Origin of the sequence: Acetobacterium sp., assembly GCF_030652775.1 — a bacterium.
Lineage (GTDB): Bacteria > Bacillota > Clostridia > Eubacteriales > Eubacteriaceae > Acetobacterium.
In genome coordinates, this window is record NZ_JAUSPS010000011.1 from 50,137 (window position 1) to 65,616 (window position 15,480).

At 45.5% G+C, this 15,480-nt stretch carries 13 protein-coding genes; 3 read left to right on the plus strand and 10 right to left on the minus strand.

All coding sequences use genetic code 11. The features are described 5' to 3' along the window. Positions 1 to 14: 14 nt before the first annotated feature. On the minus strand, positions 15 to 2,207 hold the full coding sequence (recQ, locus tag Q7J41_RS02025) for a DNA helicase RecQ (RefSeq protein WP_304884732.1): 2,193 nt from the start codon (positions 2,205 to 2,207) through the stop codon (positions 15 to 17). 303 nt (positions 2,208 to 2,510) lie between these two features. On the opposite strand from recQ, the gene Q7J41_RS02030 reads away from it, so the two are divergent. Next, positions 2,511 to 2,762, plus strand: coding sequence for a hypothetical protein (locus tag Q7J41_RS02030; protein ID WP_304884733.1), 252 nt, complete (start codon positions 2,511 to 2,513; stop codon positions 2,760 to 2,762). 73 nt (positions 2,763 to 2,835) lie between these two features. Here Q7J41_RS02030 and Q7J41_RS02035 read toward each other — a convergent pair whose 3' ends face one another. The 7 genes from Q7J41_RS02035 to Q7J41_RS02065 form a co-directional block, all read right to left on the minus strand. Next, positions 2,836 to 3,711 carry a nitroreductase family protein gene (locus Q7J41_RS02035; protein ID WP_304884735.1) on the minus strand — a complete coding sequence of 292 codons (876 nt, stop codon included), beginning with the start codon at positions 3,709 to 3,711 and terminating at the stop codon, positions 2,836 to 2,838. Positions 3,712 to 3,780: 69 nt separating this feature from the next. Further along, positions 3,781 to 4,239 (minus strand): VanZ family protein, encoded by a 459-nt coding sequence (locus Q7J41_RS02040; protein ID WP_304884737.1) that lies wholly within the window; start codon positions 4,237 to 4,239, stop codon positions 3,781 to 3,783. A 41-nt stretch (positions 4,240 to 4,280) separates the two neighbouring features. Continuing rightward, on the minus strand, positions 4,281 to 4,916 hold the full coding sequence (locus tag Q7J41_RS02045) for a nucleoside triphosphate pyrophosphatase (protein WP_304884739.1): 636 nt from the start codon (positions 4,914 to 4,916) through the stop codon (positions 4,281 to 4,283). Positions 4,917 to 5,073: 157 nt separating this feature from the next. Continuing rightward, positions 5,074 to 5,838, minus strand: coding sequence for a D-alanyl-D-alanine carboxypeptidase family protein (locus tag Q7J41_RS02050; RefSeq protein WP_304884741.1), 765 nt, complete (start codon positions 5,836 to 5,838; stop codon positions 5,074 to 5,076). Between the two features lie 24 nt (positions 5,839 to 5,862). Then, positions 5,863 to 7,392 carry a chitobiase/beta-hexosaminidase C-terminal domain-containing protein gene (locus Q7J41_RS02055; protein ID WP_304884743.1) on the minus strand — a complete coding sequence of 510 codons (1,530 nt, stop codon included), beginning with the start codon at positions 7,390 to 7,392 and terminating at the stop codon, positions 5,863 to 5,865. Positions 7,393 to 7,488: 96 nt separating this feature from the next. Continuing rightward, positions 7,489 to 8,574, minus strand: coding sequence for an FHA domain-containing protein (locus tag Q7J41_RS02060; RefSeq protein ID WP_304884745.1), 1,086 nt, complete (start codon positions 8,572 to 8,574; stop codon positions 7,489 to 7,491). A gap of 28 nt (positions 8,575 to 8,602) precedes the next feature. Further along, positions 8,603 to 9,523, minus strand: coding sequence for a serine/threonine-protein kinase (locus Q7J41_RS02065; RefSeq protein WP_304884747.1), 921 nt, complete (start codon positions 9,521 to 9,523; stop codon positions 8,603 to 8,605). A 486-nt stretch (positions 9,524 to 10,009) separates the two neighbouring features. Between Q7J41_RS02065 and Q7J41_RS02070 the strand changes: the two genes are divergently transcribed. Next, positions 10,010 to 11,350, plus strand: coding sequence for a GDSL-type esterase/lipase family protein (locus Q7J41_RS02070; protein WP_304884749.1), 1,341 nt, complete (start codon positions 10,010 to 10,012; stop codon positions 11,348 to 11,350). A gap of 210 nt (positions 11,351 to 11,560) precedes the next feature. Here Q7J41_RS02070 and Q7J41_RS02075 read toward each other — a convergent pair whose 3' ends face one another. Together Q7J41_RS02075 and Q7J41_RS02080 are read right to left on the minus strand one after the other, a co-directional pair. Then, a complete protein-coding gene (locus Q7J41_RS02075; RefSeq protein WP_304884751.1) occupies positions 11,561 to 12,724 on the minus strand; it encodes an aldo/keto reductase in 1,164 nt (387 codons plus the stop codon). Between the two features lie 142 nt (positions 12,725 to 12,866). Further along, complete coding sequence (locus Q7J41_RS02080; protein WP_304884752.1) at positions 12,867 to 13,427, minus strand: TetR/AcrR family transcriptional regulator; 561 nt, start codon at positions 13,425 to 13,427, stop codon at positions 12,867 to 12,869. A 409-nt stretch (positions 13,428 to 13,836) separates the two neighbouring features. Between Q7J41_RS02080 and putP the strand changes: the two genes are divergently transcribed. Beyond that, positions 13,837 to 15,396 (plus strand): sodium/proline symporter PutP, encoded by a 1,560-nt coding sequence (putP, locus tag Q7J41_RS02085; protein WP_304884754.1) that lies wholly within the window; start codon positions 13,837 to 13,839, stop codon positions 15,394 to 15,396. Positions 15,397 to 15,480 lie beyond the last annotated feature (84 nt).

Sequence of the window (15,480 nt, forward strand, 5' to 3'; positions counted from 1 at the left end):
TGACTTTCTCCAATCTACTGCAAACTATTTTTATGAATAACAATTTTGATATCAGCATAAGAACAGCTGTCCGGCAGGGCTTCCTTGATGGGCCGTAGCGCTTCCAGACCAACGGTTCCGATGGCGTTGATGATCGCCACTTCTTTTTCAGAATCGACAAAATCACGCCAGTCGATTGCTTTCCCTTCCTGATCGCAGCGGATTAAATGACTCAGGACAGTGTTTTCCGTCAGCTCCCGCTGTTTGGCGATGTCAGCAATGGTCATGCCCCCAGCAAACAGCTCATAGCTGAGCTCCCAGGAGGGCACTTTCGCTTCTTTTTCGCCCACTTGTTGCCGGGGAGCGCTGGGTTCCGGGGCATCCACCGCAGCGACCGGCCGTGGTCTGATGGTGATCGGATTATTTTCGGCAAAGCCATTAATCGCTGCAATAAAGACCGCCCCATAATGATCATAGCGCGCCTGACCGACGCCATTAATGTTTAGAAATTCGGCTTCTGTCCGGGGGAAATAGGCCGCCATTTCTTTTAAGGTGGCATCGGGAAAAATAACATAGGGCGGCAGACCCTTGTCCTGGGCAATACTGCGTCTCAGGGTGCGCAGTTCTTCAAATAAGGCCTCATCGCAATCCAGCGGTGGTTTGGCTTTACCTGAAGATTTTGTTTTGGCGGCCTTGATATTTAGTAAGTGTTTTTTATGAAAGACCGTTTCATTACCTTTTAAGATCCCGCTGGCCGCCGGGGTCAGCTTGAGAACCGGGTACTCGTCGGCAGTAACGATGATATAGCCCTTGGCCACCAGGGTCATGATGATTTCCCGGAGGCTTTCGGCACTCTGCTCCTGGAGAATTCCATAGGTTGACAACTGATCAAAGCCCAGTTCCAGCACCTTTTTATTTTTTGAGCCCCGCAGCACCGCAATCACCATATTCAGACCAAAGCGGTTTTTCATCCGATAAATGCAGGAAAGGATCTTCTGGGCATCCAGGGTGATATCGACCATTTCCGACTGATCGAGACAATTGCCGCAATTGCCGCAGCGTTCATAATCAGCAGCTTCGCCAAAATAGTGGAGGATACTTTTTCTGAGACAGTCATTGGTGTGGCAATAATCGACCAGATACTGAAGGTTCTCAAACAACAGAGTCTCCCGCTCTGGCGAGGTCTGATTGAGCTGGATCAGCTGTTTCTGTTTGACAATATCAGCGGGCGAATAAAGAATAGTACAATGGCTGGGTTCGCCATCCCGGCCACCACGGCCGGCTTCCTGATAATAGGCCTCCATGTTCTGAGGCATATTGTAATGGATGATAAAACGCACATCTGGCTTATTGATCCCCATCCCAAAGGCATTGGTGGCAACCATAATGTGAAGACGGTCATTAATGAAATCCTGCTGATTCTGCTCCCGGGATTCGGAACTCATCCCGCCATGATAGGCGCCAGCCAAAAAACCCAGCCCTTTGAGCTTGGCGGTAACGCTCTCCACGGTTTTTCGGGTGGCGCAGTAAATAATCCCGGACTGATCCGGGAAGGTCTGGGTGATGGTATTTTTGACATAACCGAGCTTATCGCCGGTTTTAACCACCTGATAAAGCAGATTCGGGCGGTCAAAGCCGATGATCGATTCAACCGGATCTTGCAGTGCCAGCAATTCCCTGATTTCCTGAATAACCTTAACCGTGGCGGTGGCAGTATAGGCCGCCACCACCGGCCGAGGCGAGATATTGCTGATAAAAGCGGGGATCTCCCGGTAATGGGGGCGGAAATCATGGCCCCACTGGCTGATACAGTGGGCTTCATCCACCGCTACCATGGAAATGTCCAGCGTCCGCACCAGCTCCACAAAGGCCGGGGCGCAGAGCCGTTCCGGGGCGATATAGAGCAGCTTATAGTGATTCGCCCGAATCTTTTCCAGCCGTTTTTGATAGCTGGCATCATCGAGACTGCTGTTTAAAAAGGTCGAGGCGATTCCCATTTCGCCCAACGCATCGACCTGATCCTTCATCAGTGAAATCAGCGGTGAGATCACCAGGGTCATGCCAGTAAGTTGCAGGGCTGGCAACTGATAGCAAAGGGATTTCCCCCCGCCGGTGGGCATGATCCCCAGCACATCCTGACCATTGACCGCAGCCGTAATGATTTTTTCTTGTCCTTCTTTAAATGTATCATAGCCAAAATACTGGCTCAGGTTTTTTTTAAGCGTCACGGTGAACCTCCTGTGAATCCTTGTCTCCGATTAGACGGTTCCCCAGGGAACCCTGACTTTTGTCATATCCTTTATTATAAGATAAAAAACCGCCCCTGACAAGGAAAGGCCGCTTGCGAAAATCACGATCGTTCCAAGCCTGGTTTAATTTCCATGATATTCTTGCAATCTTCACAAAACCTTAACATTTTGTTCAATAGTCCTTAACATATATAGTTTATACTGAGATCAGATCAGCGGTTAAGCTTTTGTGAGATTAACCGCTGATCTGGAACAAAATTTGTTTTACGAAAGGAAATAACAATGGTACAGTCAAGATTTGCTACTTATTATGAAAACCATCCCGAGACTAATGATATTTCAATTATTCTAGAAACAAGCAACACGACAAATAAATCGCCACTCCATTCAAGTGACCTCTCAAAAAAAGAAATCGCACTAGCCAAAAAGCAACGGGCTGATGAATGGGATTACCTTAAAAATAGCATTGAAATGAAACTGGAATTGGCATTGATGTACATCAATCGTTCCAATACGCATCTCCAGTATCTATAAAAAGGGGCTTTTGCTCATCGGTTCCGATGGCAAAAGCCCCTTTATAATTTATCAGCTTATTTTTTATTCAGTTTTACAAGTCGAAATGAGCGACTCGGCGATACTCAGTGCTGCCCGAATCGTCCTTAATAAAATGCCAGTTGGACGGGAAACTCAGCTCTTTGGCCAGACCCTCCAGAGTGAATAACATAATTCCGGCGTCGGTGTAGTTTTCTTCCCGATCCGGATTAACCACCACCAGTTCAGCATAACCATCTTTGAGAATCAACCGGCAGGGCTGAACATTCTGGAATGAGGGCGAATTTCTGACGTAATAAAGCAAATCCAGAACCCCTCTTTTTTTCATTTCCGAGAATGGTGCGACATTTCCCCAGTTTTGCAGGAAAATTGTATCAACTACCGACAGACGAGCCTCGTCGCTGGTGGTAATCATGGTGATCCCATAAGGATTTTGTTCATATTTCGTATCACAATTAATAATGGTGGTGTGTTTATCATTTTTGCCTTCTTTTTTAGCAGACTTTCCAAAGGCCAGCAGATGCTGGATGATACCGGGTTTGCCCGCCAATAGTTTTTCTTCCTGACTGGGGATAATTTCTTCTAGACTGATCCAGCAACTGCCCAAACCCAGATCATAGATTTTTTTTACCACCGACTGCAGATAAAAAGCGCCATAGACTTCGATTTCATGGTCAGCTTTATCCAGTCGCAACCCGATATAGTGAGGTCCCTTGATCATCACCCCGCCATAACCGCCAAAACCTTCCAGATCCTGATAAACAGTATCGCCGTTTTCCATTAGGAGCAGGGAGAACCCCTTTTCCTTGCCAACGGTACTGTTGACATCATCCAGACATGTTTTTATTTGATTGAGATCCCGCTCGTCCACACCGCTATCGACAAATTCTCTGGTTGAGTGACTATTCACCGTAAATTCTCTAAATTTCATAAGTTACTACCTCCTTGTGTTAGCTGTTTATTATATACCCCCTTCGGTGGGGATTAATCGTAGTTAATCCTAAAACCGCTTTGAAATCCGATTTATGACAATGGAAGCGAGTAAAATGCCAAGAACAGCCCCAGTTCCGTCGATAAGCACATCACGAAACTGACCGGAGCGTCCCGGTATAAATAATTGATGAAATTCGTCAGATATGGCATAAAGGATGCAGATCAGCAGTGCCAGATTAGCCGGTTTTCTGGCCGCACTGTGGATCAGTGCCAATAGGGTCAGCGCCCCTAAAATAAAATAGGCCGTGAAATGAGCATTTTTACGGATAAAAAAATCCAGACTCTGGAACTCCATGTTTTCGATGCCCGGTATAAAATATGCCAGAATTGACAATAATTCTTTTCTAAACCCGGTGCTGAGATGTGCCGACTCGGTGGCCGGCTGACTGGAAAGATAAAAGATAATTCCCATCCAGATCAGGGTGCATGTCCAGGTTAATATGAGCATTAATCGTTTCTTATCCATCTTCCTCACCTCAATGGCAACCTGTTTCGAAGGCCGGCCTGTCACTGGTTGGCGATCTGCGTAAGCATTTTACCGAGCCGCTTGTTAAGCTTGGCAATCGGCAGCCCGACAATGTTATTGTAGTCACCCTTAATCCACTTGACCCAAAGGCCGGCTTCTTCCTGGATACCGTAGGCTCCAGCTTTGTCCATTGCCTTGCCGGAAGCCACATAATCTGCCACCTCCCGCTGCATCTGATGATCCCACTGATAAAACTTGATGGTGGATGTGGTGACAAACCGCTCTTCCTGATCCCGATAGCGGATGCTGACCCCGGTTAACACCTGATGGGTGTTTCCGGCCAGCTGTTTAATCATGTTGAAGGCCGCCATTTCATCCCCTGGTTTGCCGAGGATCTGGTCATCAAGCACCACAATCGTGTCTGCCCCCACCACCAGAGCCCGGGGGTTGATCTTCTGCACAACTCGGGCTTTTCGTGCGGCCAGCTCTTCAACCAGTATTTTTACGGCGTCCTGAAAATCCCCGTCCCGGTTTGCCAGAATCTCCGCTTCAATCCGTTTTTCGTCGATTTCTGCGGCCTGGATGATAAAATCTTTGATGCCATGGCTTCTAACTACCAGCTTAAACAGCTCCTGTCGGCGGGGAGACTGGCTGGCAAGAATTATTCTAGGTTGCAAGGTGTACCTCCGGTTTTTCAAAAAAGATAGTAATATTGTATCATTTATTTTAAAACAAAACCACCCGTCTATGAAGTAACTTCACCGACGGGCGGTCTGTTTTTAGACGCTTTTTCGTTGCCGGGGATCAGCACGAAAAGGTGTTCTTGTAAATTATTTAGCTGGTTTTTAAATACTCTTCGAAGGTTAGCTTCTTTTCATAGATTTCTGCGGCCACATCCTTACCAACATAGCGCAGGTGCCAGGGTTCATAGGCGTATCCGGTGATGGTCGTTTTGTCCTCGGGATAACGAATAATAAAGCCATACTGATGGGCATTATTCTTAATAAATTCGCCTTCTAAAGTTTGGCCGAAGCTTTCCAGCAGATCAAAATTTACGGATTCGGCGGTGACATCCATGGCCAGTCCGGTCTGATGCTCGCTCTGGCCGGGTTTTGCACTGACCAGATCGGCCTCCTTCTGACCATAGTTTTTGACGTTCTCAGCATAAAGCTCCTCCTGAGTTTGATAGGATCGATAGCCGGAACAACAATACAGCGACAGTTTTTTTGCGGTCGCAGCAGCAAAAATATCTTCCAGCGCCGCTGCCGCCTCTTTTCGCAATTGCGTTTCCCGAACCCCCGGCAAATCGACCCAGACCAGATCGGGGGGCAGATAATCTTCATCAAGACTGGTGGTTTTATTGACTAAGACCAGGGTATCTGTAGGATCGGCGATGGCCTGACTGGCGGTCGTATCGGTGCGATTTCCCTGGGTCGAATCAGCGGCCGCAGGATTGGCTGTATTGCTAGTGGTTTGCACGGGCGCATTGTTTGATGAAATAGCACTCCAGATCATAGCGATGGAAAAACCCAACAAAATGATAACCACTCCCAGCAGTCCCATCATTAGATAAAACCTTTTTTTATTTTGAATATGCATGCGGTTCTCCTCTTCTCATGATGATCATGGACTATAATTATAACCCCGGGTATTGATGGATATCATATTGTCTCCCAAGGGCTCGCAATTAATATTGAGGGTGCTGGGCAAAGAATAGCCGCTGACATTGAAAACAGAAAGGGTGCCAATAGTTCCATTCGGATTAACTCCAGAGATCTGATAGTTTCCGGTGGATGAGTACGAACTGCCATTACCATAGTTATAGGAATAGGTAACATAACCATTGCTAAAGTAGTATTGATAGAAATACGATCCAGAGCGCGATGTCCATGACCCGGAAATATTATTTTCCAGCAACGATTCACTGCTGGCCGAAATAATGTATTTCCCCTCAATGGTTTTACTGGGATATCCATTTGCTCCCACTTCAATGGCTTTAATCGTCTTTTCTCCTGGCGCCAATTCAATGACGGCAGCGTATTCTGGTGAGGCGGTCGTTGGCTGAGAACCATCGGTGGTAAAGTAAATCTTATCAGCCGGATCGCCCTTGATAATATCCACCGCCTGGGTTCCCTGGTAAGAACCGGGATTTAAATTGAAGGAAGGCGCTTTAACCATAAACTCACCTTTTCGCTTAATATAGCCCTCGTCTCCAGTATCCTTGGCGGCCCGATCCATCAAGGCAAAGAGCGCTTCTTCTCCAATCTTGGCATTTACCTCCGAATCAATATAGGCGTTGTATACCTGCTTCATTTTTTCCAGATTAGTGATCCGTTTTAAGGTATCTTCAAAATAGGTTCGGGCATTACCAAAGTCTCCCAGACCGGCATAAGCCTTAGCCCGACCAAAAATCGCATCAGCATTATCCGAATCAAGGGTGCCCACTGCTTCAAAAGCTTTCATCGCTTCATCGAATTTGGCTTCGGTCAGCAGGGTCTCCCCATTTTTCAAGTCGGTACTGATTTCGGTGCTACGCTGGTAGTTTAAATAACCAGCCACCCCGCCGCCAATCAGTAGAAATCCCAGAATAATGGAGCTGGCAATAATCACCGGTTTTTTATGTTTGAATGGTTTATGTTGTTTGAAAATCAGGGACTCGGTATTTTCGATGACATATGGTTCGGTCATCACTTCCACCAGTGCTTCAGTTTTTTCGTCCATTAAGGCTTCGGTTTCTTCCAGCATCAGGGCTTCGGTCTCTTCGTTGATCAATGCCTCGGTTTCTTCCATCATTAAAGCTTCGGTTTTTTCTTCGTCGTCAATGACCTCTGCTGCTGCCGTTATCTCCTCTGCCGCAACCAGCGCCGCCGTCTGTTCATCCAGTTCTTCATTGACGGGAGCAGCCACAGCTTCGGTTTCATTAGCTACTTGTGCCTCCGTTTGCTCTGCTGCTGTCGCAATCTTCAGATCCTCATTGAGATCATTGTCTGCGGCCTCGACCAGAGCTTCGGTTTTTTCGTCCTCCAGTTGCTCGTTCACAGTTTCTGCCGCTATTTTGTTTTCATCGGGCACCACAGCGTCGTTATTTCCCGCAATTGGTACCTCAGTTTTTCCATTGATTTCTCTTTTTTTTCTTCGTGATTTTGAATTCATAAGTACCCCTTTCAAAAGCTTTTCTTTTATTTAGATGCGCAAATAAATGCATTCAACATCAGCATTCGCCCATGTTGATTTGAACCTTTTCGACCTTTATGGAATTTCTACATAAAATTGATTGACGCCAAAACTGACGCTATCGCCATTTTTTATGACATAATTATCATTCGGTTTCAACTGTTTTTTATTTAATAAGATGCCATTGGTGGAACCAAGGTCAGAAATATGGTAGGAACCATTATGACAGCTAACCAGACAATGGGAGCGACTGATACCGGTTGCCCGCAAAACAAAATCAACATTATCCGGGCCTCTGCCGATGGTAAAGGGGATTTTCGACACCGGTATTTCACGCCAGTCACCTTCGACCTTAACCGGATGAAACACCGGTAATTTTCCGTTGCCATTCTGAACCCCGCCAGGCGCTGATGATTCCTGACTTTTTTGAGTCTTATCTTTAACCCGCAGCACTTTTGCTTCGGCAACTGATTCCGGGGTTGATCCTGACGTTTGCGGTTTTTTCACACCCTCAGTCATGATTTCCTGAACCATGTTATTAAAAATCGCTTCTTCGGCAGGTAATCGCTGAGCCAGCTCGATGATTTTTTTCAACCGGCCGAGAGCCTTCTGATCAAGATTATTCTCACTTAAAAACTGCCGCAGGGTCGACTTGAAATGATTCATCTCCCGGAGTCCATCATCTTTTTTCAGAACCCGGCCAGAACCGCTTCCCGCCGACTCGCTGTGATTTTTAAAACTGCGATTTCCCTGAATTCGCTTCATCTGCTTTTCCGTTTTAATTTCTACTTTTTCCTGACTGTCCGGAAACGCTTCATTCCCGGGTTTCTCCTGGAGCTGAGTATTGACAGACAAAACATCCAAAATCACATCGGACAATTCCAGACAATCACCGGCGACGATCTGATACTTTCTTGATGGCTCAATTTTCACGCCATTGAGAACAGTGCCGGAACTGGAATTTAGATCCTCCAGATACCAACTGCCATCGGTTTGACTTAACTGCCCATGATTTCGGCTGACGGTTTTATTGTTGATATAAAAATCGCTGGAATTAGGATCCCGCCCCAGAATATAGGGGCTGACGTTCAATTCATAAATCTTGTCATCATACATCAGCACCAAATCACTTTTTATCTTGTCTCTTTTTTTTTCATTCATAGCTTCCTCCATAACCTTCTCTTCTCTATTAATAAACTGATATTAACCCGACTAAAAAAAGGGTTGTCAGTATTAAAAACACCTTGATGAATTGATCCTGACGCACTGCTAATTCCGCATCCTTAAGCTGATTTTCATGGGACAGATCCCAGAGAATCTCATCAAAATTGCTGTATCGCTGATGGGGTTTGACGGCAATGGCTTTCGTCAGCACCTGCGTGATTTCCTCCGGGACTGTTTCGCTCAGTTTTTTCTCCATCGTTGCAAAACTTTCCAGCGGAGTGGTTTTCATGTTTTCCGGTTTTTTGCCCGTCGCAACATAATACATGGTGGCACCAAATCCATAAATATCGGTTTGTGCTGTCCCCACCTTTTTTGTAAAACGCTCCGGTGCGGTGAAGGACAAGGTTCCAAAAACCTTTTTATCGGCCTGGTCAACTTGTTCTTTTTTGCGAGCTAGACCAAAATCGATAATTTTTATTTCACAGTCGTGGGTCAGCATCATATTATCCGGCTTGACATCCCGATGAATTAACCCCTGCTTATGTAAATAGTCAAGGGTTGCCGCCATGCTCTCCATCCAGATTCGCAGATATTCTTCTCTGATTTTACCGCACTTTCGGATCACCAGACTGAGAGGCTCCCCCCGGATATATTCCTGAACCATATAAACATAGTCTTCATCCTCTGTGACTGCTATGATTTTGGGAATCCCGGGGTAATCCAGACCCTTCATCACATCGGCCTCGCGCATGAAATCTAATTTATTGTCGTTATAGGCTTCCTTATCCAGTACTTTCAAGGCAAAATCAGCCGTTTCCACGCCATTGCTTTGGACATGAAAAACACAGCCCATTCCCCCATTGCCCAACATTTTTATAATCTGGTATTGCTGGTCAAATACACTTCTGATTTTTTCTTCAATTTTTGCAACCTTTTCTTTTTTCATCGCCCCTGCCGACCCATCCTATTATTCCTTCATATTTTCTCTAAAAGCTACTGAATTTAATCCATGCGCCCCAATATGAGACTTGCAGACGTTTTCTCTGCGCTTTTTTAACCAATTGAATAAACTGTATCTTTGTTTTTTATGTACGAATACATTGTAACTTTTATAACCACAGATGGCAAGATGTGGCAACCTGTGTGCCAGATTATTTTGCAAAATATAGAAACTGTTTGCCGTCTGCCATTAACCAATCATCAACACTCAAAACGATTGCTTTTCAGTCGTCCTATCGTCGCAAAGACATCACTGTTGTTAAAATAATCCTCGATCACGCTGTTTACAAATGTCTTTTACAGGTATAAACTATCAGTATAAGTGCCTGACTCAAATATTTTTTGAGGATGAGCCTTGCCTTTCGCTCTTTGGGGCGGATGGCAGATGCGTATTTTCTATAACCCCCAAATCGATCCAGAGAAAGGAAACAAAATGAAAACAAGTATTTTCAGATCCATCACCGGCCGTCTTCTGATTCTCCTGCTACTGCTATCAATGATTTTTTCAACCAGCGTTTTTGCTGCAGTTGATTCAAACAGTAATGAAGCAAGCAACGATCCCACCATTGATACACAAGCCACCGGCGACATTGGCGTTCAGTATCGGGGCCATGTCCAGAATAAAGGCGATGTTCCGTTGCCAGTAGGCAACTTCGTTACCGGGCCTAATGAACTGGGCTCCCGCAGCGAGGGGCTCCGCCTGGAAGGTCTCCGGATTGAACTCACCGGCGCTGTCCCCAGCGGTGCCGGGATCAGCTATGAGGTTCATGTCCAGAATAAAGGCTGGATGGGTACAGTGCAAAACGGTGATTTTGCCGGAACTACCGGAGCTGGTCTGCGGATTGAGGCCATCAAAATCAATCTGACCGGTCTTGACGGCTACGAGGTCTATTACCGTGGCCACGTCCAAAACAAAGGCAATATTCCGGATGTCGATAACACCTGGGGTTGGGTTAAGAACGGCGCCGAGTTAGGAACAACCGGTGAAAGCCTGCGTCTGGAATCGATCGAGATAAAAATCGTCAAAACTGAAACCTATACTGCGCTTGGTGACTCCATCGCCTATGGGATGAGTGCCACCCCCGGCTCCGGTTATGTCAATCTTTTCTATAACGACTTAAAAGGGATTAGCGGAAATGAAGACCTGACCCTGGTTAATCTGGGTGTCCCGGGTTACGCCTCCAGTCAGCTGTTAAATCAACTTCAGAACGATCCCGCAACCATTGCTGCCCTCAGCAAAGCCAAGGTGATTACCGTCAGTGTCGGCGGCAACAATATCCTCGCACCAGTCATTGCAAGTCTGGCGGTTGCCTTTCAGCTCGATCCAGCATCACCGACTTTCGCAGCTGATCTGGCCGCCGCATTAACTCAACCCGGTGCCCAAGATATCATTACGGCCGCTCTGCCAACAATTCAGACCAATGTCACTGCCAGTGTCACCCAGTTTGGTACCGATTGGCCGCAGATTGTCGCCACCATCAAAACCCTGTCACCCCAGGCGGATATTGTCGTGACGACCCTGTACGATCCCATCAGCTCCCAGGATCCTCTATTTGCGGTATTTGATCCGGCTATCCAGACCATTAATACCGTCATTAAGACCCCCGGTGCCGGTTATAAGGTAGCTGATGTCTACACCGCCTTTGCCACCTACCAGGGCAGTGAACCGTTGGTTAATTTCAACTGGTACATCGGCAATCTGGATCCTCATCCCACCACCGCCGGCCACGAGTTGATTTACCAGTGCCATCTTAATGCCGGATTTATCGACTAGAATGTCTAATTGAAGCGATTTTAACCGCTTCAATTTTCTGATAAATCATCGTTGTATCAACTAAATCACGATTTGAACTAAATATAAAAAATACCAATATAAATTTAAATGCGATGAAAGTTAAGTGATTTAACTTCCATCGCATTTTTTATTAACGTAATTATTTAGTGAATCGAAAGTACTTCAATTACCTGCTTACAGATAATCGTTCTATAATCTCATAAAGCGCTTAATCAAAAACCGGGTGGGCTTATAATAAAAGCCTTCCATGGTTTTGGCAACTGTCACTAGTTCGTCTCTGATCTTGATATTCTGAGGGCAATGATTTTCGCATTTACCGCATTTTGAACAAAGTGAGGCATTACTGGTTTGGCTCTTGACACTGGTTTGCATGATATACTTGCTGAAGGCCGCCGTTTTGCCTTCAATTTCGCGATCATTATAAATTGAGAAGCAGGTGGGAATATCAACCCCCTTGGGACATGGCAGGCAGTAATTGCATCCGGTACAGGGGATTTTGATCTTTTCGCTTAATATTTGCGTAACCTGATTAAACAACTTAAAGTCAGCGTCAGTAAAGGCATTGGCTTCCGCTTGGGCAGCCACTCTAATGTTCTCTTCAACCATCGCCTGAGAATTCATACCCGACAAAACGACGGTGACTTCCGGATGATTCCAGATCCATCGGAAAGCCCACTCCGCTGGTGAACGCTTGACAGCAGCCTGATCCCAGACCTGATAAACTTCCTTGGGCAGATTGGTGACCAGCTTTCCACCTCTTAAAGGTTCCATGACCATTACCGGCAGCCCTTTGGCGGCGGCATATTCCAGCCCCTCTTTGCCGGCCTGTTTGTTTTCATCCAGGAAATTGTATTGGATCATGCAGAATTCCCAATCATAGACATCCACCAGCTTTTTAAATTCGTCCCGGCCGCCGTGGTAAGAGAAGCCGATATTGATAATCTGACCGGCCTGTTTCTTTTCCTCGATCCATTTCAGAATCCCTAAATTGACCAGCCGTGTCCAGATATTAACATCTGTCAGCATATGCAGAAAATAGTAGTCAATATGGTCGGTTTGCAGCCGCTCCAGTTCAGCATTAAAAATCTTGTCAAGGTCTTCATATTTCTTCACCAGATACGGGGGCATCTTGGTGGCGATTTTTACCCGGTCACGATAACCTTTTGCCAGCACCCGGCCTAAGATCGCTTCGCTCTTAGGATAAATATAAGCGGTATCAAAATAATTAACGCCATTCTCAATGGCATAGATAATCTGTTTTTCAACCTCGTTTTCATCTTTGGCAAAGCGCATACAGCCAAATCCCAGAGCCGAAAGTTTGTCACCATTTTTAGGATTAATCCGATAATTCATTTTGTATCTCCTTCATCAATTTTATTTATGATCGCCGCTGAGCAGTTCGCTCATTCGTATCGGTCTGTTTTATTTAATCGCCCTTGCTTGGCTGGCACAACCCTGTCAAAATGACTGATTAGTCATTCATTTGTAAAAAAAATTAATTTTTTATGCTGTCCCATAGAAAATTAAATGATGTTTCCAAAAAAATCTCATCTGCCGCCAGACTGGGATTGTCAATAAAATAATAGGTATTCGCATTGAGGATACCCATCAGCAGATTGCTCATATAATCCAGATTGACCTTTTTAATAATCTCCTGCTCAATCCCTTCAGCAATTATCTCCATAATGTTATTGAACTTGCTTAATCCTTCTTTCCGGGTGGTTTCGCCGATGCAGGATGCATTGCAGAACTGCTGAAAAAAAAGAAACTCATCAGTATGATCTAGACTCCAGCCGATATAATTAATATAAATTCGCTTCAGCTTGCTTCTAAAGGTGGTCTCCTGCTCCAGCCCATAGGATAAGCGCCGAGTCAGGGATTCTTTGCAGTTCAAATAAAGCACATTGATCAGTTCTTCTTTGTTTCTAAAATAGTTGAACAATGTCCCGGTGGCTACTCCGGCTTCTTTGGTAATCCGAGCGGTCGGGGTATTATCAAATCCGTATTGATTAAAAAGTTTTAAGGCTGCTTGTAATATTCTGTCTCGCTTATCCAATCATTGCCTCCTGATCCTCATCTCTTTATATCTTAATGCCTTTGATTCGTTATCATTATTATAAATCACAATGACTAAACAGTCAATCTTATTTTTTTGATAACCGGCAGGCTTGTTAATTTCCTGCCTGATTTATTATTCCTCGCTGTCATCCAGAGTCGCACTTTTGAAGTAGTTTAGATGGCGTCGCAGTTTTCTGGATTATTCGATTGAAAGCTCACCAGCTTCATACATCCGTACTTTTTTATTATATTACCGCATTATCCATATTTTCTCAAAAATCCTAATCTTTCGATAAAATCGCCCGGAGTGCTTCGGATTCACTATGCAGTGTATTTTTTCATCCATTTCTTTGTATATAAATTCATTCTGTGCTATAATACATTGAATTTAATTTAGGAGGAAAAGAATGAGTACTGATAACATTCAAATACTGATCGCCATGATCATTTACATCGCGGCGATACTCGGTATCGGCGTCTATTTTTTAAAGATCGCCAACGCAAACAGTGACAATTATTTTATCGGCGGCCGTTCCCTGGGACCCTGGGTAGCGGCAATGAGTGCAGAAGCATCCGACATGAGCGGTTGGCTTTTGATGGGATTACCTGGTGTGGCCTACTGGTGCGGCTGGAGCGACGCCTTCTGGACCGCTTTGGGTTTGGCCTTGGGAACCTACCTGAACTGGAAGATTACCGCCAAACGTTTGCGTAATTATTCTTCCATTGCCGGTGATGCCATCACGATTCCAGAATATTTCAGTAATCGCTTCAAAGAAAACAAGAAAGTCATCATGCTGATTGCTTCGGTTTTTATTCTGGTTTTCTTTACGGTCTACGCCGCCAGCTGTTTTGTTACTGTGGGTAAACTGTTTAATTCACTCTTTGGCATTCAATACCAGGTTGTTATGATCGCAGGTGCATGTTTTGTTATTTTATATACCTTATTAGGCGGCTTCCTGGCTGAAAGTGTTTCCGACTTTATGCAGGGAATCATCATGATCATTGCGCTGGCGTTAGTGCTTGTTATGGGTGTTAACGCAGCCGGCGGATTTAATGCGATCATGGTCAATATCCAGAATATTCCTGGTTTCTTTGATTTCTTCGGCATTGCCAACCCCACCGTGGTCGACGGAACGCAACAGGTATTGGCCGGTAATCCGGTCTTTGGCCCAGCCCTCCCTTACACCTTCCTAACCATCATCTCCACGATGTCCTGGGGTCTTGGCTATTTCGGTGTTCCCCAGGTATTACTGCGGTTTATTGCCATCCGAGATGCCTCTGAGATACCAAAAGCGCGACGGATTGCCACCACCTGGTGTGTAGTTTCACTGTTTGCCGCCGTTATTATCGGTCTGATCGGTCGGGTTTTATTCCCCACCGAACTGCTGACACCAAGCGGAGCGGAAAGCATTTTTATCGTCATGTCCACCAATCTGCTGCCACCATTGATCGCCGGATTTGTTATGGCCGGAATATTGGCAGCAACCATGAGTTCATCGGACTCCTACCTGTTGATTGCGGCATCGGCTTTTTCTAAAAATATTTATGAGGGCATTCTCAAAAAAGATGCCACCGATAAAGAAATCATGCGGGTTTCTCATATCACCCTGATTGCCGTTTCAGTCATCGGTATTCTCCTGGCTCTGGATGAAACCAGTGTGATCTTTAATATCGTCTCCTTTGCCTGGGCCGGTTTTGGTGCCACCTTTGGACCGCTGATGCTCTTCTCGCTGTTCTGGAAACGAACTAACCGCGAAGGTGCCATTGCCGGAATGCTTGCCGGTGGCGGGATGGTCTTTATCTGGCGGCTTTTCATCAAACCATTAGGCGGCGTTTTCGGGATTTACGAACTGCTGCCCGCCTTCTTAGTCTCCTGTGCCTTTATCGTGGCGGTTTCTCTGATGACCAAAGAACCCTCTCAAGAAATCCAGGATGAATTTGAACAGGCTAAGGCCGCTTCAATTTAATTATGTTATTTAAATGAAGTTAATTAAATGCGTTAAAAAAACAAAGCCAGCTGAAAAGCTGGCTTTTGTTTTGTGACATGTTTT